At 67.3% G+C, this 22,532-nt stretch carries 21 protein-coding genes; 8 read left to right on the top strand and 13 right to left on the bottom strand.

Going from position 1 to position 22,532, the window contains the following annotated elements; all coding sequences use genetic code 11:
• Positions 1 to 61: 61 nt before the first annotated feature.
• Both ACVT6V_RS02395 and ACVT6V_RS02390 read left to right on the top strand, forming a co-directional pair.
• Positions 62 to 1,174, top strand: a complete 1,113-nt coding sequence (locus tag ACVT6V_RS02395) for a ferredoxin reductase (RefSeq protein WP_489898214.1) — start codon at positions 62 to 64, stop codon at positions 1,172 to 1,174.
• A gap of 10 nt (positions 1,175 to 1,184) precedes the next feature.
• Positions 1,185 to 2,426, top strand: a complete 1,242-nt coding sequence (locus ACVT6V_RS02390) for a fatty acid desaturase family protein (RefSeq protein WP_489898213.1) — start codon at positions 1,185 to 1,187, stop codon at positions 2,424 to 2,426.
• A gap of 432 nt (positions 2,427 to 2,858) precedes the next feature.
• Here ACVT6V_RS02390 and ACVT6V_RS02385 read toward each other — a convergent pair whose 3' ends face one another.
• The 8 genes from ACVT6V_RS02385 to ACVT6V_RS02350 all read right to left on the bottom strand — a co-directional run bounded on the left by ACVT6V_RS02385 (position 2,859) and on the right by ACVT6V_RS02350 (position 10,797).
• Positions 2,859 to 4,109, bottom strand: a complete 1,251-nt coding sequence (locus tag ACVT6V_RS02385; RefSeq protein WP_489898212.1) for an HNH endonuclease — start codon at positions 4,107 to 4,109, stop codon at positions 2,859 to 2,861.
• 479 nt (positions 4,110 to 4,588) lie between these two features.
• Positions 4,589 to 5,350, bottom strand: a complete 762-nt coding sequence (locus tag ACVT6V_RS02380) for an anti-sigma factor (protein ID WP_489898211.1) — start codon at positions 5,348 to 5,350, stop codon at positions 4,589 to 4,591.
• Positions 5,343 to 5,915 carry an ECF RNA polymerase sigma factor SigK gene (gene sigK, locus ACVT6V_RS02375; RefSeq protein ID WP_489898210.1) on the bottom strand — a complete coding sequence of 191 codons (573 nt, stop codon included), beginning with the start codon at positions 5,913 to 5,915 and terminating at the stop codon, positions 5,343 to 5,345. The genes ACVT6V_RS02380 and sigK overlap by 8 nt, the downstream gene beginning before the upstream one ends.
• Before the next feature lie 89 nt (positions 5,916 to 6,004).
• On the bottom strand, positions 6,005 to 6,817 hold the full coding sequence (locus tag ACVT6V_RS02370; protein ID WP_489898209.1) for a DUF1295 domain-containing protein: 813 nt from the start codon (positions 6,815 to 6,817) through the stop codon (positions 6,005 to 6,007).
• Entirely contained in the window at positions 6,814 to 8,124 is a 1,311-nt protein-coding gene (locus tag ACVT6V_RS02365; RefSeq protein WP_489898208.1) for a class I SAM-dependent methyltransferase, read from the bottom strand. Before ACVT6V_RS02365 ends, ACVT6V_RS02370 begins: the two co-directional genes overlap by 4 nt.
• A complete protein-coding gene (locus ACVT6V_RS02360) occupies positions 8,121 to 8,966 on the bottom strand; it encodes a DUF1365 domain-containing protein (RefSeq protein WP_489898207.1) in 846 nt (281 codons plus the stop codon). Before ACVT6V_RS02360 ends, ACVT6V_RS02365 begins: the two co-directional genes overlap by 4 nt.
• Complete coding sequence (locus ACVT6V_RS02355; protein ID WP_489898206.1) at positions 8,963 to 10,315, bottom strand: NAD(P)/FAD-dependent oxidoreductase; 1,353 nt, start codon at positions 10,313 to 10,315, stop codon at positions 8,963 to 8,965. The genes ACVT6V_RS02360 and ACVT6V_RS02355 overlap by 4 nt, the downstream gene beginning before the upstream one ends.
• Positions 10,316 to 10,383: 68 nt before the next feature.
• Positions 10,384 to 10,797 carry a YccF domain-containing protein gene (locus ACVT6V_RS02350; RefSeq protein ID WP_489898205.1) on the bottom strand — a complete coding sequence of 138 codons (414 nt, stop codon included), beginning with the start codon at positions 10,795 to 10,797 and terminating at the stop codon, positions 10,384 to 10,386.
• A 100-nt stretch (positions 10,798 to 10,897) separates the two neighbouring features.
• Between ACVT6V_RS02350 and ACVT6V_RS02345 the strand changes: the two genes are divergently transcribed.
• Positions 10,898 to 11,143, top strand: coding sequence for a hypothetical protein (locus ACVT6V_RS02345; RefSeq protein ID WP_489898204.1), 246 nt, complete (start codon positions 10,898 to 10,900; stop codon positions 11,141 to 11,143).
• Positions 11,144 to 11,240: 97 nt separating this feature from the next.
• Here the strand turns inward: ACVT6V_RS02345 and ACVT6V_RS02340 are convergent, their stop codons facing one another.
• The gene (locus ACVT6V_RS02340; protein ID WP_489898203.1) at positions 11,241 to 11,819 is read right to left on the bottom strand and encodes a TIGR03086 family metal-binding protein; all 579 of its coding nucleotides are present in this window, start codon (positions 11,817 to 11,819) and stop codon (positions 11,241 to 11,243) included.
• Between the two features lie 37 nt (positions 11,820 to 11,856).
• On the opposite strand from ACVT6V_RS02340, the gene ACVT6V_RS02335 reads away from it, so the two are divergent.
• On the top strand, positions 11,857 to 12,702 hold the full coding sequence (locus ACVT6V_RS02335; RefSeq protein ID WP_489898202.1) for a helix-turn-helix domain-containing protein: 846 nt from the start codon (positions 11,857 to 11,859) through the stop codon (positions 12,700 to 12,702).
• A 24-nt stretch (positions 12,703 to 12,726) separates the two neighbouring features.
• On the opposite strand, the gene ACVT6V_RS02330 is transcribed toward ACVT6V_RS02335, so the two are convergent.
• Together ACVT6V_RS02330 and ACVT6V_RS02325 are read right to left on the bottom strand one after the other, a co-directional pair.
• Positions 12,727 to 13,293 (bottom strand): LemA family protein, encoded by a 567-nt coding sequence (locus ACVT6V_RS02330; RefSeq protein ID WP_489898201.1) that lies wholly within the window; start codon positions 13,291 to 13,293, stop codon positions 12,727 to 12,729.
• A 70-nt stretch (positions 13,294 to 13,363) separates the two neighbouring features.
• Positions 13,364 to 15,169: a DUF2207 domain-containing protein gene (locus ACVT6V_RS02325; RefSeq protein ID WP_489898200.1), complete on the bottom strand. Its 1,806-nt coding sequence runs from the start codon at positions 15,167 to 15,169 to the stop codon at positions 13,364 to 13,366.
• Positions 15,170 to 15,342: 173 nt separating this feature from the next.
• Here ACVT6V_RS02325 and ACVT6V_RS02320 point away from each other — a divergent pair, with 173 nt between their 5' ends.
• Positions 15,343 to 16,617, top strand: coding sequence for a GAF domain-containing protein (locus ACVT6V_RS02320; protein WP_489898199.1), 1,275 nt, complete (start codon positions 15,343 to 15,345; stop codon positions 16,615 to 16,617).
• 5 nt (positions 16,618 to 16,622) lie between these two features.
• On the opposite strand, the gene ACVT6V_RS02315 is transcribed toward ACVT6V_RS02320, so the two are convergent.
• Positions 16,623 to 17,603 (bottom strand): SDR family NAD(P)-dependent oxidoreductase, encoded by a 981-nt coding sequence (locus ACVT6V_RS02315; protein WP_489898198.1) that lies wholly within the window; start codon positions 17,601 to 17,603, stop codon positions 16,623 to 16,625.
• A gap of 101 nt (positions 17,604 to 17,704) precedes the next feature.
• On the opposite strand from ACVT6V_RS02315, the gene ACVT6V_RS02310 reads away from it, so the two are divergent.
• A complete protein-coding gene (locus ACVT6V_RS02310; protein WP_489898197.1) occupies positions 17,705 to 18,553 on the top strand; it encodes a helix-turn-helix transcriptional regulator in 849 nt (282 codons plus the stop codon).
• Between the two features lie 9 nt (positions 18,554 to 18,562).
• Here ACVT6V_RS02310 and ACVT6V_RS02305 read toward each other — a convergent pair whose 3' ends face one another.
• Positions 18,563 to 19,144: a class I SAM-dependent methyltransferase gene (locus tag ACVT6V_RS02305; protein WP_489900689.1), complete on the bottom strand. Its 582-nt coding sequence runs from the start codon at positions 19,142 to 19,144 to the stop codon at positions 18,563 to 18,565.
• A gap of 261 nt (positions 19,145 to 19,405) precedes the next feature.
• Here ACVT6V_RS02305 and dinB point away from each other — a divergent pair, with 261 nt between their 5' ends.
• Together dinB and ACVT6V_RS02295 are read left to right on the top strand one after the other, a co-directional pair.
• On the top strand, positions 19,406 to 20,614 hold the full coding sequence (gene dinB, locus ACVT6V_RS02300) for a DNA polymerase IV (RefSeq protein ID WP_489898196.1): 1,209 nt from the start codon (positions 19,406 to 19,408) through the stop codon (positions 20,612 to 20,614).
• A gap of 388 nt (positions 20,615 to 21,002) precedes the next feature.
• Complete coding sequence (locus ACVT6V_RS02295; RefSeq protein ID WP_489898195.1) at positions 21,003 to 22,505, top strand: CitMHS family transporter; 1,503 nt, start codon at positions 21,003 to 21,005, stop codon at positions 22,503 to 22,505.
• Positions 22,506 to 22,532 lie beyond the last annotated feature (27 nt).

Raw genomic sequence — 22,532 nt, 5'->3', positions numbered from 1 at the left:
TACCTGTCTCGCGACCTAGCTTCTGTGTACAGTCGTGCACAAGGTCTGGGAGGTGTTCCGAATGGATCTACTGAAGTGGAGCAAACGCCCGGCGGCAGGTGTCGAGGCGAAGAAACCCGAGGTCAACATCGTGCGCGGGCTGATTGCCCGGGCCACCACGCCGTTGCTGCCGGACGACTATCTGCACCTGATCAACCCGTTGTGGTCGGCTCGGGAGCTGCGCGGTCGGGTCGTCGAGGTGGTGCGGGAAACCGAGGATTCGGCGACGGTCGTCATCCGGACGGGATGGGGTTTTCCGGATTCGTACAAGGCGGGCCAATACGTCGGCATCGGATTGCAGGTGGGTGGCCGGTGGCACTGGCGCTCGTACTCACTGACGTCGATCGGCGACACGACCGACAAGACCATCGCGATCACGGTGAAGGCCAATCCCGACGGTTTTCTGTCCACTCACCTGGTAGACGGCGTCACCCCGGGAACAGTGATCCGGCTGGCCGCGCCGAAGGGTGATTTTCATCTGCCCGAACCGATGCCCGACAGCGTGCTGTTCCTGACCGCGGGTAGCGGCATCACACCCGTGATGGCGATGCTGCGGTCGTTGAGTTCCCGCAAGTCACTGCCCGACATCGTGCACGTCCATTCGGCGCCGACCCGCGACAACGTCATCTTCCTCGACGAGCTCGAGCAGATGGACACGGAGCTGACGTCGTACAGTCTGCAGTTGCAACTGACGCGCGAGCAGGGCAAGTTCGACATCGATCAACTCGACGCGGAGGTCCCGGACTGGCGTGACCGGTCGTGCTGGGCGTGCGGACCGGTTGCGATGCTCGACAGTGTCGAGGCGCGCTATGCGGAGGAAGGCCTCCGCGACCAACTCCACATCGAGCGGTTCGCCATCGCCCGCACCGACGTCGGGGGCGAAGGCGGCACCGTGACGTTCGCGAAGTCTGACAAGACCGCCGAGATAGATGGCGCCACCACTCTTCTTGAAGCAGGCGAGAAGCTGGGTATCCAGATGCCGTTCGGTTGCCGGATGGGCATCTGCCAGACCTGTGTGGTTCCCCTTGCCGAGGGATACGTGCGCGATCTGCGCAATGGCGAGGAGCACCGCGAAGGTGAACGAATCCAGACGTGCATCAGCAGCGTGTCCGGAGAATGCACACTCGACCTGTAGAGGGGGAGATATGGCGATCACCGATATCGACCGATACGCACATCTGACCGACGCCGACGTCGAGGCGCTCGGGGCGGAACTCGACGCGATACGCCGCGACATCGAAGAAGTCCGGGGGCCTGCGGATGCGCGCTACATTCGGCGCGCGATCACGATTCAGCGAAGTCTGGCTGCCGGCGGCCGTGTCGCGTTGATGTTCAGCAACCGGAAGTCGGCGTGGCTGGCCGGCACCGCGATGCTCTCGCTGGCAAAGATCATCGAGAACATGGAACTCGGACACAACGTGATGCACGGCCAGTGGGACTGGATGAACGATCCGGAGATCCATTCGTCGTCGTGGGAATGGGACACCACGTGCCCCAGCGTGCAGTGGAAACACTCCCACAATTTCGTCCACCACAAGTACACGAACATCGTCGGCATGGACGACGACGTGGGCTACGGCATCCTGCGCGTCACGCGTGACCAGCCGTGGGAGTGGTGGAACATCGGCAATCCGATCTACAACCTCACGCTCGGCACATTCTTCGAATATGGTGTGGCGCTACACCATCTGGAGACGGAGAAGCTGCGCAAGAAGGAGAAGTCGTACCGGCAGGCACTCAAGGATCTGCGGATCATCGGACGCAAGGTCGGCAAGCAGGCGGCGAAGGACTACGTGATCTTCCCGGCGCTCGCGGGCCCGAATTGGAAGAGCACCATCGTCGCCAATTTCACGTCCAACATCATCCGTAACTATTGGGCGTACGGCGTGATCTTCTGCGGCCATTTCCCGGACGGTGCCGAAAAGTTCACCGTCGAGGAGTACGAGAACGAGGATCAACCCCGCTGGTATCTACGACAGATGTTGGGATCAGCCAACTTCCGCGCCGGGCCCTTGATGCGCTTCATGAGCGGAAACCTGAGTCACCAGATCGAACATCATCTGTTCCCCGATCTGCCGAGCTACCGGTACGAGGAGATCGGTGTCCGGGTCCGTGAACTGTGCGACAAGTACGACTTGCCCTACACCACGGGATCTCTGGCGAACCAGTATTACCAGTCGTTCCGGACGATCGCGAAGCTCGCGCTGCCGAACGCACTGCTGAAGGCGACGTCCGACGATGCGCCGGAAACGGCGTCGGAGCTGCGCTTTGCGGTGCGTGAGGGTATGCAGAACCACTTCGGGGTCGACCCGGCGACAGGTCGGCGGCGAGGACTGCGAACTGCGTTGCGGGAGCTCAAGAACGCGCCGGTGCAGTCGGCGGCCTAGTCGGCACTCGGGGCTGGACAATCAGGCCCCGGCCCCGGTGTCGCGTACCGCGCACCACTGTGGTCCGGTCGTCATGACCGGGTTTGGGTGGCCGTCGGGTACGCGACACCGTGTGGTGCCGTGTGTGTTTCACTCTATGGAGTTCTCAAGGATCAGATGCGGTCCCGGCCGGGGGTCGGGTGCGTGGGAAGTCGTTGGGTACGTGGGTTTACGCGCGTCGGGTGGGTCGCTCTTTTGCTGGTCGAGTAGCGGCGAACGAAGTGAGTTGCGTATCGAGACCGGGGTTGGGTGATCTCGATACGGTGCCTCGCCTAGCGGCTCGGAATCTACTCGATCAGCGGAGGGTGTCCCTCGCCTGGCGGCTCGGAACCTACTCGATCAGCGGAGGGGTCGGCGGTGGTGGTCTGGCGGTTGTGGTCACCGGGTCTCGGTTCAGGCGGCGGTGGGCAGGTTGTCGAGGTTGAGGGTGCGCCGGTTGTGGGCGGGGATCGGGCGGCGTTGCGGGTCGACGGATGCCGGCGGGATGAGCCAGGGGTGTTTGTCGAGTCCCATGACGACGTCCCAGCCGTTGTGGTGGACGTCGTGGTGACATGAGGGGCAGAACAGGCAGCCGTTTTCCAGGTAGGTTTTGCCTCCGTCGGCCCAATGTTTGATGTGGTGTGCGTGGCAGCGGGTGGCGGGTGCCCCGCATTTGATGCAGCCCCGATCGCGTTGGTGCAGTGCTCTTCGCAGAGGTGCGGGGAACAGGCGTTTGTCGTGGCTGATGTCGAGGGGGACGGCTTCGTCGTCGACGATCATGGTGGTGATGGTGCCGTCACAGGTCAGGGTGCGCAGGGTGGCTTCGGTGATCGACCCCATGAACGCCAACTCCGCATCGGCGGGTCGTTCGGCGGGCACGGTGATCAGGGTTTGGGTGCGCGGTGCGGAGGCGACATCGCCGCCGCGAGCAGCGATGTCCAGCAACGTTTCCAATGCGTCGGCCTGGCGACGTTCAGTGGACCGGGCGTCGGGGGAGCCGTCGGGCTCGGGACGGGGTTTGGCCAGTTCCTCGATGGCGGCGTGGAACTTTTCGCCGACGTCGGTGTTGAGGTCGGCGTGCACTTCGAGCCGTCCGTCGCTGGTCAACGCTTTGGACAGGGCGTTGAGGTTGCGGTCTTCCGACGCCGGCAGACCACCGGTGTCATCGGCGTGCTTATTGCCTAACGCGCGGGCGTGTTTGGTGATGTCGGCGGGGGTGGCGCCGGAGAAGAACTGTCCGAGAAGATCTGTCACAAACCTTAGACGCGCTGTGTCGTCGATCGGTTCCGCTGATCTCTTGGCAATATGATCCATCCCTTTGACCACCGCGTCGGCGTGTTCGCTGGAGATCGCGCCGTCGGCGGCATGCGCGTGCAGGGTGGGCAGGGTGTCGCGGGTGGCGGCGATGCGCTGTAGGCGAGCCGCGACCGCGGGTGCCAGGCCCATCACGATCAAGAGTTCGGTCATTGTGCGGCCGTGGTCTTTCGCCACACCGAGGCGGTCGAGGTGGCCGACCATGATCGCCAGGTGGTGGGCGATCAGGTTGCCCATCACGATCAGTGCCTGGGTCGTGTCGAAGGCCGACTGTTTGCTCAGCTCATCGTGGGCGATGGGTAGGTCACGGAGTGTATCGACAAGCGGTGAGAGTTCCCCCGACGTTCTCATGCCATCCAACGTATTCGAACTGGCGTTCGACGTCAAGGGGTTTGTGGAGGAAAGTGCAGAGAATTTTTCGGGCGGTCGGGGTTTGTTGGTGTCGTGGCTGAATGTTTGTGTGGCAGGGGATCTCGATACGTCTCCTCGCTGCCGCTCGTCAACTACTCGATCAGCGGGAGGGGTCTCGTCGCGTGCTCGTCGTCTACTCGATCAGCGGGAGGGGTCTCGTCGCGTGCTCGTCGTCTACTCGATCAGCGGGAGGGGTCTCGTCGCGTGCTCGTCGTCTACTCGATCAGCAGAAGGGGCCTCCTCGCGCGCTCGTCGTCTACTCGATCAGCGGGAGGGGCGTCCTCGCGCGCTTGTCGTCTACTCGATCAGCGGAAGGGCCGCTCGTCGTCAACCGGATCACCCGGAAAGTGTTGGGCGCGCTGGCCGTTGGCCGGCGACCAACGCGGAAGATCGCGAGACCACCTGCATGAGAGCGCTACTCAGCTCAGGGGGAGTTCCGCCACGAACGGACCGGTCGGCTGGGTGGAGCCGCCGGGCGGTTCGACCGTGAAGGCGAGCGAGGTGGCATCGCCGATGTCCTTGATCACAGCGGTCGTCGACGGTGCGACGTCCTTGTCGGTCATGGTGCCGGCCGAGGTGTCGCCGCTCGGCCCCACGAGCCACATCTGATAGACGGTGCCGGGCTGGGGTGGGGGGACGTCGTTCATCACGAGCACGCCGGCATCAGTCGAGGCCGAGTACGTGACGGTGGCATGACCGGTGGCGACGTCGCCCGACGATGTCCGGACGTCCTTCGCCGAGAAGACCTGTTCGGCAGTCGGCGGTTGGGTGGGCTGCGAACTCGTGGACGAGCCGATGATCCAGCCGACGGCGCCGATCGCGATCGCGACGACAGCTGCGGCGGCCAGGTACACGATCTGGCGACGTCGGTGCAGCGGGGTGACGGTCGCGTCCATCGTCGGCACGGCCGGCGGTGCGGCGTTCTCGGTGATCGCGGAATCGTCGGCCTCGGCCCGTGCGGCGGACAGGACCCGGGAGCGCAATGTCTCCGGCGGTGCCATCGCGGTCGCATGGCTCACGTTCGCCATCGCCTCGCGGGTCGCTGCGACCTGTCGGTTGAATTCCGCGCGGACGGCGGGCGAGGCGGCGTCGACCGCACGGTTCACGTCGGCCAGTTCGTCACCCTCGATGGCGTCGAGGCCGACGGCGGGTGCCAGGTCGAGGAGCTCGTCGTCAGACATCACGATCTCCCAGGCATCGGCGCAGTCGTTTCAATCCGTCGCGGATGCGGGATTTCACCGTCGGCAACGCGACGGACAGGCGATCGGCGACCTCGCGGTAGGTCAGGCCGTGATAGTAGGCGAGGTCGACGGACTGGCGTTGCACATCGGTCAGCGTCTCGAGGCAGCCGACCACGTCGCGGGTGATCTCCCGGGTCTCCACGGCCTCGATGACCTCGTCGAACGTCGAGCGCATGCTCTCCAGGCCGAAGGTGGTGTCCCGACGGGTGGCCGCGGTCTCCGACCGGACACGATCAACGGCACGGCGATGTGCCAGCGTGATCAGCCACGAGAGTGCCGAGCCGGCCTGCGGGTCGAACGAGCCTGCCGACCGCCACACCTGCAGGAATACTTCCTGCGTGGTCTCCTCGCTGTAGCCGGGGTCGCGCAGGACCCGCACCACCATGCCATACACGCGGTCGCTGGTCAGGTCGTAGAAACGTGCGAACGCCTCGGAGTCGCCGGACGCGATCCGGTCGAGCAGGGCCGGTAGCGCGGCCACGTCGGATGCGGAGTCTGCTGTCACCGCGGGCACTCGGTCGTCATCGACGATCAGCCTAACCGGACAAGTCTGACGCCTCAACGGTATGGCCCCGCGCCGCGGCGCGACGAGCGTCATGGCACTGCCTGCCGGGGCGGTCGGGGCAGGAAGTACGACGTCCGCTGCTGATACTCGGGATAGCCGGGTCGGCGACTCATGGATTCCTCGAGCAACCTCGCTCCGGTCGCGTAGACCAGGAAGTAGGTCATGGCGATGGGGGAGAGAAGGGTGAGCACTCCCGGCCACGCGCTCGCGGCGATCAGCCACAGTCCCCACCACACGCTGGCGTCGCCGAAATAGTTCGGATGACGGGTCCACGACCACAACCCGCGATCCATGATCTGACCCTTGCTGCCCGGGTCGGCCTTGAACCGGCGCAGCTGCGCATCGCCGACCGCCTCGAACGTCAGTCCCAGAATCCACAGCGCGATGCCGGCCACGAGCACGATGTTCCACCAGCCGTGGGTGGCGCCGACGACCGCCGACACCTGGATCGGCAGCGACACGAACCACTGCGAAATGCCCTGGGTGGCAAAGATCTTGCGTGCGACGACGACCAGACCGGAACCGCCCGAGCGGTCCAGCAGTTCGGTGTAGCGCGGGTCCTCGCCCTTGCCGAGGGACTTGACGTACATGTGCCAGGTCAACCGGAGCCCCCACACCGTGACCAACACGGCCAGCAGCCAGCGGCGCCCCGGGTCGCCGGGGCCGAGGATCAGCGACAGCACGGCGATACCGACGAACCCGAGTCCCCAGGCCACGTCGACGACGTTGTACCGGCCGATCCGATGACCGACCGCCATCGTCACGGCGTGGAGAACGAGAAGGAACAGCAGCGACGCTCCGGTGATCACACCGAAGGCGGCCCACCCGTGTAGGTCGATCATCGGGCTGCGCGGTGGTGCTGCGCCGGTTCGCGGGTGAAGACGAGCTGGTGGACGTCGAGGTAGCCGGACCGGAATCCGGCCTCGGAGTACGCGAGGTAGAACTCCCACATCCGCATGAAGGTGCTGTCGAAACCGAGCTCGGCCACGCGGTCGTGACTGCCGACGAACCGCTCGCGCCACAGCCGAAGGGTCTCGGCATAATGACGCCCCATCGCGTGGACGTCGGCCAGCCGGAGGTCGGTATGGCGGCGGGTCACCGCGTCGAGCGCACGCAACGAGGTCAGCTGGCCGCCCGGAAAGATGTATTTGTGCACCCAGGTGTAGGTGTTGCGGGAGGCGGCCATCCGGTCGTGCGGCATCGTGATCGCCTGGATCGCCACCCGGCCGCCGGGCGCCAGCACCCGATCGATGGTCTCGAAGTAGATCGGCCAGTACTTCTCGCCGACGGCCTCGATCATCTCGACCGACACGACGGCGTCGTACTCGCCGTCGACCTGACGGTAGTCGAGCAGATCGATGGTGACGCGATCGGCGAACCCGGCCTCGGCGACCCGCTGCCGCGCGAGCTGTTGCTGCTCCACCGACAGGGTCACCGAGCGGACCGTGGCACCCCGTGCGGCCGCCCGCAGGCAGAGCTCACCCCACCCGGTGCCGATCTCCAGCACCCGGCTGCCCGGCCCGACCCGAGCGAGGTCGAGGAGGCGGTCGATCTTGCGGTGCTGCGCGTCGGCGAGATCCGACCACGGCGGCCGTGTCCCGGGCGCGAGGTTGTCGAACAGCGCGCTCGAGTAGGTCATCGTCTCGTCGAGGAAGGTGGCGAAGAGGTCATTCGAGAGGTCGTAGTGCCGCGCGATGTTGGAGCGCGTGTTGGCGGTGGTGTTCTCCTCGGAGCGGGGCTGGCTCGGCAACACCGCAGCCCGCAGCACCTGCAGCGGGCGGGGGATCAGGTGCGCCATCCGCGCCGCGAACGGGGTGAGGGCGCCGACGAGATCGTCGGTGGTCCAGTCGCCGGCCATGAAGGCCTCACCGAATCCGATCAGCCCGTCGGCGCCGACGCGGCGCGCGAACGAGTCGGGCCGGCGGACGATCATGCGGGGCTGGACGTCGGAGCTGCGCTTGCCGGACAGTGCGCCGTCGGGGAATTCGACCCGAACGTCGACGCGCCGTGAAGCATGCCGGAACAGCCACGCGGCCACCGAGCCACGCAGACCGACGGTCGGTCCGGCGGGCACGCGCGCAACGTCGGGCCAGCGCGCGGCCTCGTCGGAGGGATAGTCGTTGGGGAAGTTGCGAATCGGGGCGTTCATCGTCGTTCCTTCCGGTCGGCTGAACCGCGGGAGATGGTGATGGTGTGGTCGTGGCCGGGTCGACCCGCAACGGGGAGTCGCTTGAGCCACAGTCGGATTCCGTGCCAGCGGATGCGCGCTGCCACGACGAGTGGGGCCAGCGGGGTCCGGAGTTGCGTGGTGAGGATGGCGGTCGGTCGCGCGGGGCGGGCCTGCCCCGACAGTGCCGCGAGGAACGGTCCCTGTCCGGGCCGCTCGAGCGTCACCGACACCGCGACCCGCCCGTCGGCCGTGGGTGGCGGGACCCGCAAGCGGTACGAGCCGCTGACATCGTTGAACGGCGAGACGTAGAACTCCTTGTCCACCTGGGCCTGTCCGTGCTGGTCGGGGTGGACGACATAGGTGTGGCGCTGGCCATAGGTGTTGTGCACCTCGGCGATGACGCAGGCGAGCGTCCCGTCGCGGTGGTGGCACCAGAACACGCTCAACGGGTTGAACACGTAGCCGGCGACCCGGGGGGAGAGCAGCGCGATGATGCGGCCGTCCGGCACCGTCCCGCCGGCGGACGTCAGGTGAGTGGTCAGGCGATCACGCAGGCTCTGCCCGGTCTCGGCGGGGCTCGGGAAATGGTCGGCCGCATCGAAGCGGGCGAAGGGACGCAACGGCATCGGGGGTGTGGGCAGGTCGTCGATGTCGACCAGCCACGATGCGCTGCGATACACGAACGAGTGACGGACCGGTGTGGTACGGACGTGCGAGATCCGGGTCGCGACCACTGCGGGTGTGGGGTAGTGCGTGGCCGTGGCCGGCGCCGGGTCGTCGATCGGCGCCCGCGCGCTGGCCCGTTGCGTCGTGTAGGTCATGCCGTCACCTGGGTTGCGGGTGTCTGCCAGGGTGCTCCGAGACGTGCGGCGGCGCGGGCACCGGACAACGCACCGTCCTCGTGGAACCCCCACCCATGGTAGGCGCCCGCGAAGCGGATGGCATCGGTCTCCGCGTCGGGTAGGAGAGCCTGGGCGGCAACCGATTCGGTGGTATAGACGGGATGCTCATAGGTCATCTCGGCGATGACCGACGATGCGTCGACGAGGTCGGTGCGTCCGAGGGTCACCAGCATCCGCGGTTGAGTGGTGGGTAGCCGCATCAGCCGGGTCATGTCGTAGGTGACCGCGACGCCGGACCCGTCCAGCACGCCGGACCCGTTCGCGGGGTGGTGATCGCGGGGTCCGTCGTCGCGGATCTGGTAGTTCCACGATGCCCAGGCACGGCGAGCACGCGGCAGCAACGAGGTATCTGTGTGCAGCACAGCCTGTTTGGTGCAGTACGGAATGGCGGAGAGCGCGCGGTGCTGCGCCGGCGTGGGAGCGTCGAGCATGGCCAACGCCTGATGGGGATGTGTGGCCACCACGACGGCGTCGAAGTGTGCGGTGCCGACGCCGTCGGCGACGATCTCGACACCGTGACCGTCGCGGCGCTCGGAGATCGACCGAACCGGCGCACTGCGATGCACCGCGCCGCCGGACCGGACCACGCCGTCGGCGATCTTCTCCACGTAGCGTGCCGAGCCGCCGACCACCGTCCGCCAGGTGGGTGAGCCGAACACCGACAGCATGCCGTGGTGGTCGAGGAAGGTGAACAGGTAGCGGGCCGGATACTCGGCGGCGACCTCGTCGTCGCACGACCACACGGCCGCGACGAGCGGCAGCAGGAAGTTGTCGACGAAGTAGGTGGAGAAGCCCTCGCGGGCGACGAATTCGGCCAGTGGCTCGTCGGAATCCGGGTCGTCGAGCAGGCGCCGCGCCGCCCGATGGAACCGGGCGACCTCGGCGAGCATCCGCAGGTAACGGCCACGGGTGAGGGTGCGGGCGGTCGGGAACAGTCCGCTCAGTCCGCGCGCGCCCGCGTACTCGAGTCCGGTGATCTCCGATCGGATCGACATCGACATGTCGGTGTCCTGGGTGTCCACGCCGAGTTCGTCGAAGATCCGCAGGAGTGTCGGGTAGGTGCGGTCGTTGTGGACGATGAAACCGGTGTCGACCGACAGGACCTGACCGTCGGGCATGGTGACGTCGTGGGTGTGGGCGTGACCGCCGAGGCGGTCGTCCGCCTCGAACAGGGTCACCCGGTAGTGGTCGGCGAGCAGGTGTGCGGCGGTCAGGCCGGAGACACCGCTGCCGATGACCGCCACCGACCGGGACGAGGAATCGCTCATGTCCGGTGTTCGGAACCGGAACCCGATCGGATGGGTCTGGTCAGGCGGTTTGCGTCACACCGGGTCGATCACATGCGCGGCGCGGGGGCCGGTCCGCCGGGCATGTATTCGTCGGTGGAGACGATCTGCGCGCCGAGCGGCAGCAGGGACACCGGCACCATCTTGAAGCTGGCGATACCCAGCGGGATACCGATGATGGTGATGCACATGGCGATGCCGGTCACGATGTGCCCGATCGCCAGCCAGATCCCGGCGAGGACCAGCCAGATGATGTTGCCGATGAGCGACATCGCCCCGGCGGTCGGTTTGCGGACAACGGTCCGGCCGAACGGCCACAGCGCATAGTTGGCCATGCGGAAGGACGCGATGCCGAACGGAATGGTGATGATCAGGATGCAGCAGATGATGCCCGCGACCGCATAGCCGATGGCCAGCCACACTCCGCACAGCAGTAGCCAGATCACGTTGAGGACCGTTTTCATGTCGTCCATTGTCCGCCACCCGCAGGGCGCGCGTCGAGGATCCGTGTCGCACTGCGACGTGTCACTGCGACGCGCGGGCGATCGTGGTTACCCTGACGCCATGTCGGATCGGGGACGCGAAGCCGTGTGGGCGGTGCTGACCACCCTGGTGCTGGTCGTGCGGTTGCTCGCGACCATCGCCCTGGTGCTGCTCGCCATCGGTTGGGTGATCATCGCCGTGCGCGACTCGTTGAACAACGACTTCCTCTGGCCGACGGTCATCGCCGGTGTGGTGCTGCTGGTCAGTACCTACCTGTACAGCTTCCTGCGCGCCCGGTACCCGCGGCGCAACGGGTGGATTCCGTAGCGGCACGCTGAAAACAACCCATAGGGCACGCTGAAAACAACCCTGCTGGGGCGCGCTGTCGGCGATGCGCCGACGATGCCCGGCTGTCGGGCGGTTTTCAGGGACGGTCTGCGGTGAGGGGGCGACGTCCCAGCCGCGCGAGCAACCGGGTCTGGCGGTCGGCGTCGGCGGGCGCCGTGACGCCGTCCTTGCAGACGCCGTCGGCGTAGAGGGTCGGCCCGAAACCGTCTGCGGCCGTTTCCATCACGTCGAGCTCGTCGTCGGTGAACCGCACCTCGTCGCCCGCCGCGGTGGCCACGTCCCAGCGGTGCGCGATCATGTCGAAACCGTAGAAGCGCATGAGGGTTTCGCCGATCGTGGTCGGTCCGAAGTGACCGTCGAAAGATTTGTCGCCGACGGCGGGGTCGGCCAGGAGCTGCGCCACGCGAGTGCTGTGGCTGCGCCACGCGGCGGCCGGGTCGTCGAGGTCGGGTTCGTCGCCGAGATCGATGTCGTGGCGGGCGAAGAATTCCCGTTGGGTGCCGAGGACGTGGCCGACGACGTCTCGGGCGGTCCACCCGTCGCACGGGGACGGGGCCGCCCAGGCGTCGGCCGGAACGACGTCGACAACCGCCGCGAAGCCGTCGGCGAGAGCGCGGTAGCGGGTCGCGAGATCGGTGTCAGAAGTAGCAGTCATGATGGAAACCTATCGAGACCGACCGAGACGGGGATTGATGAAATCCGACAGATCCGGGGATCAGGCGGGTACGCGCGCCGACGACGTGGAACGCGCCCATCTCGTCGACCCGGCCGATACGTCGTTCACCATCGGCCGCTGGGCGCCGTCGCCCGACCTCACCGATCTGATCAGGCGTTTCTGGGTGCCCATCTGGTCGGTGCCGCCCGGTCGGGTGGCACCTCAGCGGGTCCTGCAGTATCCGGTCTGCCTCGTGGTGATCACCGCCGAGTATTCGCGGTTCTACGGCGTGAACACCGGGCTGTCGGAGACCGAGCTGACCGGGTCGGGCTGGGCCATCGGCACCATGTTGGCGCCCGCCGCGGGTGGCCTTCTCACCGGAACGGCGGTGGCCGACTGGACCGACCGATTCGCCGACCTGGCACAGGTCACCGGACCGGCCGGCGCGACGCTCACCTCCCGCGTGCGGGCCACGATGATGCCCGACCCGCAGGACACGACACGTCAGCACGAGGCGACCGACCTGGTCGAGGCATGGCTACGCGATCACCTGCCGGTCGACGACGACGGTCTGCAGATCAACGCGATCGTCGAGTACGTCGAGTCGGACTCGTCGGTCACCTCGGTGCCGCAGATCTGCGACCGTTTCCACGTCACCGAACGCAGCCTGCAGCGGCTCACCCGACGGCGTCTGGGCCTGACGCCCAAGTGGCTCATCCAGCGGCGCCGTCTGCACGAGGCGGCCGAGCGTCTGCGCGAGTCCGGCAGCACCCTCGCGACGATCGCCGCCGAACTCGGCTACGCCGACGAGGCGCACCTGGTGCGGGACTTCCGCACCGTGACGGGGATGACCCCGGGAAGTTTCGCCGCGCGCTTCGACTGAGACGTCGAACCGGACCGTCCCAGGTCAGAACTGCACCTGCGGCGGCTCCTGATGTCCCTCGGGTGCGCGGTAGAACTCGCGGGCCTTCACACCGGCCCACGCGCTGAAGAACATCCACGGAATCGTGTGCACCAGATTGTTGAGCCGGGCGACCGCATCGTTGTAGTACTGCCGGGCGAACGAGAGCTTGTTCTCGGTGTCGGACAGTTCGTTCTGGAGTTGGGTGAAGTTCGTCGACGCCTTGAGATCCGGGTAGTTCTCGGCAACGGCGAACAGCCGGCCCAATGCGCCGTCGAGCCGGGCGTCGGCGGCCGATCGATCCTGCACCGAGCCGCCCTGCGCGGCCTGTCGTAGCCCCGCGCGGGCCGCGGTCACCTCCTCGAACACCTCTCGTTCGTGGGTGGCGTAACCCTTGACGGTGTTCACCAGGTTCGGGATGAGATCGGCCCGACGGGTCAGCTGGACGTCGATACCGCCGAGCGCTTCCTGGGCGGTGATGTCGGCGCGACGGAGCTTGTTGAATCCGATCACACCGAAGCCGATCACCGCGATGATGAGCACCACGACGATGATGAGGATGATCAGGGCCATGGGGTGGGTGCCTTTCTGCAGGTTTCGGTCATCGGAGGAATAATTGGCAGGTGCATCGCAGCTCGGTCGGTCACCACGAGCCGCCTCCGCCCCCGCCGCCGCCGCTGAATCCGCCGCCACCGCCGCCGCCGGAGGACGATGATCGCTGGCTCGCGGAGTACGCGGACAACGACGAGGAGAGGCTGGACTCGAAGCTGTCGATGCCACCGGCGCCGAACAGGCCCGGCGACCCGGAGCCGTAGCCGCCGGCACCGACGAACCAGATCGGCGTGGGCGGTTCGGTACCCATTGCGGTGCGGTACTTCTCGGCCCACTTGTCGGCACACCCGAAAGCAACGGCGTACGGGATGTAGCTGGTGTAGAGGTCCTGCCGCGCGCTGAAGTCGAGACGCTGCTCGTTCGATGTCGTCGACAGCAACCGTTCGAATCCCCCCGCACGTGACCAGATGTCGCGACCCAGGAGCGTCCGGCGGGTACCCACGCCGGTGGTGAACAGGCCTGCGCCGCCGATCGCGAACGCCGCGATCGGCAGGACGCACAGGGAGAACGGCAGCCACCGCGTGATGAACAGGACCGCCGCGACGACGAACGCCAGCAGCACCGCGAGCCGTCCGACCTGTTCGAAACCACTACGGGTCACGGCACCCGACGATTGTGCCCACGCCTTGGCCGCGGCAGTGATCTCGTCCTGCGCGGACTTGAGCTTCTTGCCGGCGCTGACCGAGCCGTCGGCCTCGAACGACCGATTGGTGCCTCGTATGCCGAGCGCGGTCGCCAGGGCGTCGGTCACCGGATCGGTGCGGGCCCAGTCGTCGCCGGACACCTGTGAGGAGATCGTCCAGTCCTCACCGTGCCGCGCGAGGGTGACCAGGCCGGAGTCCGCCATGTGCAGCAGCGTCGCGGCGAGGGCCTTCGACGGCATTGCCTCACGGGTCACGTAGTAGGTCTGCACCGGACCGAGGCGCGCCGTGATGTCTGCCGGGTCGGCCGGCGGCTCGTACATGACGGGGAGCAGTGGGATCTCCTCGCGGGAGCGTAGCGCCCAGAGCAATCCGAGGCTGAAGGTGACGGCGGAGAGGATGATCAACACGATCGCCGCCGGGACCGAGCGGCCGAGAAGGGGATCCAACGCCGGAGCCCACGGCAGTGTGGTGCGGTCGGGTGCCGCGATGGGTAGATCGGCGCGGATCGCGACGCCGGTGGACGGTTCGAGTAGGCCCGTCGTGATGGTGCGGGAGTTCTGTCCATTGGAGGTGATCTGGCAGGGAGTTCCGTCGCCGGTGGAGCACGATGTCGAGACCGGGTCGGCGGGCAGGTTGACCGTCGTCGAACTCTTCAGGATCGTCATCTGCCACCCGTCGGCGACGACGCGCCAACTGAATCTCGACGATGCCGCACCGCTCCAGCTCGACGAGGAGTTCTGCCCGTCGGGGGTGCCGGCCGCCGGCGCGAGCACGCCGTCGATGACGTAGCTGATGCGGTAGACGTGTTGGCCCGCCGACAGAAAGGTGTCGGGGTCGCCGATCTTCGCGACCCGGAATCGTTTGCCCTTCTGCCAGCTCATGTCGACCGGCACGCCGCCGTCGTCGAGGCTGACCTGGACGTCGTCGGGGAGGTAGCGGACCGAGGAGTCGGTGGCGTCGGTGACATCCCAGAAGCGGAAGATGCCGTGCCGTCCGGCCGGGAAATCGGCGGTGATCACCTCGGTGGCCGTCATGTGGCCTTGAGCGGACACGTCGTAGGTCGCCCGATAGTCGGTGATGGTCACCGGATCGGCGCCCACGGTGTCGGTCGACCCTGGGAACAACGACACGGGCAGGAGCAGACCGATGATGGTCAGCACGAGAACCGCGATCGACCACAGCGCGCGCTTCACGAGCGAAGCGTAGACGATCTGTGGTGGTCAGGCCGGGTTCTGGGGCCATTCGCGGCCGGTCACGCACGATCAGTCGAGACGGGGCGCGCTAACATGGCATGAACAAGTGCTGTTATTCGCATCACGGTGAGGTGCGCGCACTTGGCGAACGCTGCCCGAACGACGGAGGACGTATGACCGATTCTGCCTCGGCGTCCCGTGTCCGTCGGGCCTACGAGGACTTTCTCTCGGGCATCACACCGTCCGACGACTCGGTTCGATCGGTCGTGCGGGAATCCTGGGCCCGCTCGGTCAGCAAGGGCGTCGATCCAGGAGACGCCGTGCCCGAGAACAGCGCGGCGACGATGACCGCGGTCGAGTTCGCCGCGTACCGCGATGCGCATCCGATCACCGCCGTACGGCCGCTGGTGCAGTCCCTCATGCTCGACGATATCGCCGACACCGGCGTCGTCGTCGCGCTGACCGACCAGGTGGGCCGCCTGCTGTGGGTCGAGGGTGCCACCGATGCGCGGGACAAGGCGGCGCACATCAATTTCGTCGAGGGCTCGATGTGGAGCGAGGAATTGGTCGGCACGAACGCGCCCGGCCTCGCGCTCGCCGTCGACCGCGGCGTGCAGGTCGTCGGACCCGAACATTTCGCCGGCCCGGTGCAGCAGTGGAGCTGCGCGGCCGCACCCGTGCACGACCCGATGACCGGTCACGTCATCGGCGTCATCGATGTCACCGGCGGCCGCGAGGTGGCGGCACCGTTCGCGCTGGCGGCGGTTCGGTCGGTGGTGGCCGCGGTGGAGCGTGAACTGCAATCCAAGGCCGTCGATCTCGCCGATCCCGCCACCTTCACCGCGCCGGGTGGTGCTCGCCTGACGGTACTGGGTGGCAGCACGTATCGGTGGCGGCGCGACGGTGACGCCCTGGGCGAACGGACGATGTCACGACGGCATGCGGAGATCCTCCTGCTGTTGCAGGCTTATCCGGAGGGTCTCAACACCGAACAGCTTGCCCTGATGCTCGCCGAGGACGGCATCGACCCGGTCACTGTTCGTGCCGAGATATCCAGGCTCCGTAGGGATCTGGGCAATGATGTGGTGGCCTCCCGGCCCTACCGGTTGACCGTCGATCTGGTGTCCGACGTGTCCGAGATCCGCGATCGGGTGGCGCGTGGCGAGGACCTGGCAGCGGTGATCGAGCTCCTGGGTCGTGGCGGGTTGCTGGCCGAGTCGTCGGCGCCCGGCGTCACCGAGATGTTCGAGGAGATCCGCGAAGACGTTCGCTCCCGGGTGATCTCGGCGGGTGAGGTCGGGGCGTTGCGGAAATGGACGTCGTCCGTGCATGGTCGCGACGACCTGGTCGCGTGGCGGCGCCTCGAACACCGGCTTGCGCCCGGAGATCCTGACCGTGCCGTCGTCGGCGGTCGAATCAGGTTGCTGGACAAGCGGTACGGGGTCTAGGTCGCTCAGTCGGGGAGTGGCTGGGAGTCATCCTGGCGGGCGGCTTCCAACAATTCGCGTGTTGCCTTCCACAAACGCGCCTCGCGTACCGGGTCGACTGCAACGGGTTTGACGTCGCGTTCGGTGTGTTTGACGACGAATGCCCCGTCGGCGAGGTGCGCCCATCGATCATCGAGAACCACCGAGGCCAGCGCCGGTCCGGAACGCGCAGGCGTGGAGATGCCGGGGATGCGTTCCACGAGTTGTCCTATCCGCTGCAGACTTTCGCCGTGCTGGCGGGACAGGCCGGTGCCCGGCATGAATCCGGGCTCGAACACCGAGACATTGATGCCGGGAGATACCTGCCGCTGTAGTTCGTGCGCGTAGTAGAGGATGGCGAGTTTGGAGTCCGAGTAGGCGATGCCGCCCGACGACGGGGTCGCTGTCGTAGCCGGTCGGGCCAGTTCGAGTGGATCACGCCACCGGGCCGGTGGGACATGCAGGATTCGGCGGACCCAGTTCTGGTGATAGGTGTTGGAGCCGAGCAGCACGATCCGGGCCGGCGTCGAGAAGGTGTCGACGAGGTCGTCGATCAGCTGCGCGTGCGCGAGGTGATTGACCGCGAAGGTGAGCTCGAAACCGTCCTCGGAAGCCGACGTCGCGTCGACGGGGGAGACCCCGGCGTTGGCGACGAGGCCGCGCAGCGGCCGGACCGCGCCGGCCGCGACGAGATCCTTCACCTGTTGCGCCGCGTCGCGCACGTCGGACAGCCGGGCGAGATCGCAGCCGATGGCGTGGACCGTCGCGCCCGACGCGCGCGCGACGTCGGCGACCTCGACCAGTCGTGGTCCGTCCCGGCCGATCAGGATCAGGTCTGGGCGGGCGCCCGCCGGCCGATTGACGATCGACAGAGTCGTCGCCCGGCCCAGGCCGCTCGTGGGCCCGGTGATGACGACGGTTCCTGAGCTGATGGAGTTGAGATTGTCTGTTCTCGGTTGTGTTGGCATGATTCCAGAGTCGGCCGCGGACCAGCCGTGGGGTAGTCGTCTGGTTGTCCTGGGACTGTCAGGGCCAGGACAACACCGGCCGCCCGGCGCACACTCGAGGGGTGGAATCGTCGGAATTCGGACGCCTCGTCCGTCGGCTGCGCGACAGAGTGACACCGTCGTCGGTCGGCGTGCCGGTGGGCGCTCGTCGACGGGCGACGGGACTGCGGCGTGAAGAACTGGCCGGACTCGCCGGGATCTCGGTCGACTACCTGACCCGCCTGGAGCAGGGCCGGGCCACCTCGCCGTCGGCGCAGGTCGTGGAGGCACTCGCCCGGGCGCTCCGCGTCGACGATGCGGAGCGCGACCTCCTCTTCCGGCTGGCCGGCCACGTGACGCCGGGCCGAGATGTGGTGTCGATGCGGATCACGCCCAGTGTCGCGCGTCTGCTGGACCGGCTGGACCACACGCCGGTCGCCGTCTACGACGCCACCTGGACGCTGATCAGCGCCAACGCGCCGTATGACGCCCTGATGGGCCCGACCACTACCTGGCGGGGAGTCGAGCGCAACAGTGTGTGGCGCAATCTCGTCGGTCCCGGCACCCGGACCGTGCACACGCCGGAAGAGAAGGCCGACTTCCAGCGTGGGCTGGTCGCGGACCTACGGCTGACCGCCACCCGGTATCCCGCCGACCAGCGGCTACGGCAACTCATCGACACGCTGGCCGCGCACAGCCCACGGTTCGTCGAACTCTGGGACTCCGGTGACGTCAATCTCCCCCGCGGGGACACCGGACGACACAAGACCATCGACCATCCGGCGGTCGGGCACATCACGCTCGATTGCGACACGATGATCGTCGCCGCCGACGATCTGCGCATCATGATCTACACCGCCGAACCGGGCACCGAGGACGCCGATCGACTGTCGCTGGCCGTGGTGCTCGGAACGCAGGAACTTGTCGACTGACCTGCGGGATCAGGCGCGCTGCAGGTGCAGCACGACGTCGTGGGTGTGGACGCCACCACCCGCCGCCACACCGCGCTCACGGGTTTCGTTCGTGATCACCGTCCAACCATCGCCGACCATGTCCGCGACGTCGGCGGGCTGGAAGTAGTCGTCCGGGTTGCGGCCGTGCGCGCGAACGCCTTCCGCCTCGTGCGACACCATCAGCAGGCGTCCGCCCGGTCCGACGGCGTCGATGATGCGGGTCATCGTGGCCTCGTCCGACCGTGCGATGGGGAAGTAGTGCAGCGCCACCAGCCCGAAGTCGCGGCCGGGGACATCATCGACGGTGAGGTCGGCGCGGAGCCACACGATGGAGTCCCGGGTGTCGATCTCCCGGGCCCCGTCGATGGCCACCTGGGAGATGTCGACAGCAGTGACCTGCCAGCCCTGATCGGCGAGCCAGCGGGCATCGGCGCCCTCCCCGGACCCGACGTCGAGTGCCGTTCCGGGCGGGACGTCGGCGATCTCGGCGACAAGTGCCGGGTTGACGTCGGCCGTCCAGAGTCGATCCGCGCTGCTGTACCGCTCGTCCCATTCGGCCGCGCCGTCCATGTCGCCGCTCCCGGCGCCGTGACTGTGCGGCCCGCTCGCTTCGCTCCCGGCGCCGTGGTCGTGCGGCCCGCTCGCTCCGCTCCCGGCGCCGTGGTCGTGCGGCCCGCTCGCTTCGCTCCCGGCGCCGTGGTCGTGCGGCCCGCTCGCTCCGCTCCCGGCGCCGTGGTCGTGCGGCCCGCTCGCTTCGCTCCCGGCGCCGTGACTGTGCTCGCTCATGGCTTCGACCGTAACCTGTCAGACCACTGTGCGAACATATGTTCTATGCGCATCGAGCGTAAGGAGAGGTCGGAGGCCACGATCCTGCATGCCGACCTGGACTCCTTCTATGCGTCGGTGGAGCAGCGGGACAACCCGGAGCTGCGCGGGCGGCCGGTCATCGTGGGTGGTGGCATCGTGCTCGCGGCCAGCTACGAGGCGAAGGCCTTCGGCGTACGCACGCCCATGCCCGGCCGCGAGGCGCGGGCGCTGTGTCCACGAGCGGTCGAGGTCCGCCCGAGGTTCGACGCCTACATGGATGCGAGCCGCGCGGTCTTCGAGATCTTCCACGACATCACGCCCGTCGTCGAGGGCATCTCGGTCGACGAGGCGTTTCTCGACGTCGGCGGTCTGAGACGGATCAGCGGGTCGCCCGTCGAGATCGCGGCCACGCTGCGCCGGCGGGTGGCCACCGAGGTCGGACTGCCGATCACGGTCGGCATCGCGCGCACCAAATTCCTCGCGAAGGTGGCCAGCGCGGTCGGCAAGCCCGACGGTCTGCTCGAGGTCGCCCCGGGCACCGAGTTGGACTTCCTGCATCCACTGCCGGTGCGCAGGCTGTGGGGTGTCGGGGCGGTCACCGAGGCGAAACTCGCCGATGCGGGAATCAGCACCGTCGGCGACCTCGCCTCGTTCGGCGAACGTGGTCTGAGCTCGCTGCTCGGGTCGGGTTCCGGGCGTCATCTGTATGCGTTGTCGATGGCCCGCGACCCGCGCCGCGTCGAGACGGGACGTCGGCGACGGTCGATCGGATCACAGCGGGCGCTCGGTCGGCGGCCGAAGAACGAGGCCGACCTCGAGGCCACGCTCGTCGCCATCGTCGAACGTCTCGGCAAGCGGCTGCGGGGTGCCGAACGTGTCTGTCGCACAGTCGTTCTGCGACTCCGGTTCGACGACTTCGGGCGGGCCACGCGGTCGCGGTCGTTCCTCGAGTCGACCGATCGCACCGACATCGTCATGGCCGTCGCGCGCGGACTGCTCGACGAGGCGATGCCGCTGATCCGGGATCGCGGCTGCACGCTGATCGGCTTGTCGCTGACCAACCTCGACGACCACGACAGCGTCCAGCTCACCCTGCCGTTCGCCGAGGACCACGGCGCTGAACTCGACATCGCGATGGACCAGTTGCGCAATCGTTTCGGTCGCGACGCGGTCACGCGGGCGGTGCTCGTCGGACGTCATCACGGGGACGACGCGCCGATGCTTCCGGACTGAGTGTGTGCGATCTCTTGGTGGTTGCGGGATCTCGATACGCGTGCTCGCTGCCGCTCGCCCGCTACTCGATCAGCGGGGGGAGTGGCTCGATCAGCGGGGGCCCACCCGCCGGTCGAGTAGGGGCGAGCCGCTAGGCGAGCACCGTATCGAGACCGCTTGCGATGCAGCGGGTCTCGATACGCCACTCACTACGTTCGCGGCTACTCGACCAGCGGGGCATGGTTCGCGGCTACTCGACCCAGCGGACAGCGTGCGCAAAACGCGCAAAAGACGACTAATGAGCGCAAGCGTGACTGTGACGTGGGTTACCCGCAGAGTGCTCTTGTAACGGCCGCGACTCCCAGCCCGGCGACATCGCGACCGTTCCCAGAGCAGAAAGAGAACAACGATGTTGGTAGCACTCGGCCTCGGTATGGTGGCCACCTTCATGTTCCTGATCATCACCAAACGCGCGACGCCGGTCGTCGCGCTGATCCTGGTGCCGGTCGCGTTCGGCCTGTTCGCCGGGGCCGGCCTCGACATCAGCGACATGATCAAGGACGGCATCAAAGAACTCGCCCCGACGGCGGCGATGCTGTTCTTCGCGATCATCTTCTTCGGCATCATGATCGACGTCGGACTGTTCGACCCGATCGTCCGGTTCGTGGTGCGGATGGTCCGCAACGATCCGGCGCGACTGGTCGTCGGCACCGCTGTGCTGACGATGATCGTGTCCCTCGACGGTGACGGGTCGACTACCTTCATCATCACCACCGCAGCATTGCTGCCGCTCTATCTCAAGCTCGGGGTGAGCCCGGTCGTGTTGACGGTGGTCGCCGGCCTGGCGAACGGCACGATGAACATCCTGCCGTGGGGCGGCCCGACCGCCCGCGCGGCGAGCGCCCTCAAGATCGACACCAATGACGTGTTCCTGCCGATGGTTCCGGCGCTGGCTGTCGCGTTGATCGTCGTCTTCCTGTTCGCCCTGCACCTCGGCGTGATGGAACGTCGCCGCATCGGTCGTATCGAGATCAAGGACTCGCTGCTCATGCCGCGTGAAGAGGTGCTGGTCGCCGCGGGTGGCGGCTCGGGCACCGACGTCGCGCCGAAGTCGCGACGTTTCGGACGCTCGGGCCGCGGCAGCGGTTCGGCAGCATCCGGTTCCGCCGGCACCGGCTCGACCGGCGACGACGTGCCCACCCGCGACATCCCCGTCGGGCAGTACGACCCCGACGCCAGCGACGACGACGGCGAGACGAGCTTCACCGGAGTCCTGGACCCCAATCGCGCATCCCTGCGTCCCAAGCTGTTCTGGGTCAACGCCGGACTGACCATCGGACTGCTCGCCGTTCTCGGCCTCGACATCGTCGCCATCCCGGTCCTGTTCATGATCGCCGCCGCCATCGCGCTGGCCGTCAACTTCCCGCACGTGAAGGACCAGCAGGAAGCGATCACCCGGCATTCGTCGAGCATCGTGTCGGTGGTGGCGATGGTGCTCGCGGCGGCCGTGCTCACCGGCGTGTTCACCGGCACCGGGATGGTCGACGCCATCGCCCACTGGCTCGCCGACGGCATCCCGGACTGGATGGGCCCGCACATGGCCATCGTGATCGGCATCCTCTCGCTGCCGCTGACCTTCCTGATGAGCAACGACGCCTTCTACTACGGGGTGCTGCCGGTGCTGTCGGAGACGGCCACCCGCTACGGCATCGATCCCAGCGAAATGGCTCGGGCATCCATCACGGGGCAGACGGTGCACATGCAGAGCCCGCTGGTCCCCGCCATCCTGCTGCTGGTCGCACTCGCGGGTGTCTCGCTCGGTGATCACCACAAGAAGGTGTTGTGGCGGGCCGCGGTGGTGTCGCTGACGATGCTCCTCGTCGGCGGCCTGGTGGGTGCGATCCCGTTCTGACCCGCGATACCCCGGCCTAGGCTGACC

Source organism: Gordonia sp. LMA167, from assembly GCF_058130025.1.
Note: the sequence above shows the minus strand (reverse complement) of the source record. Positions and strands in the feature narration are given on the sequence as shown.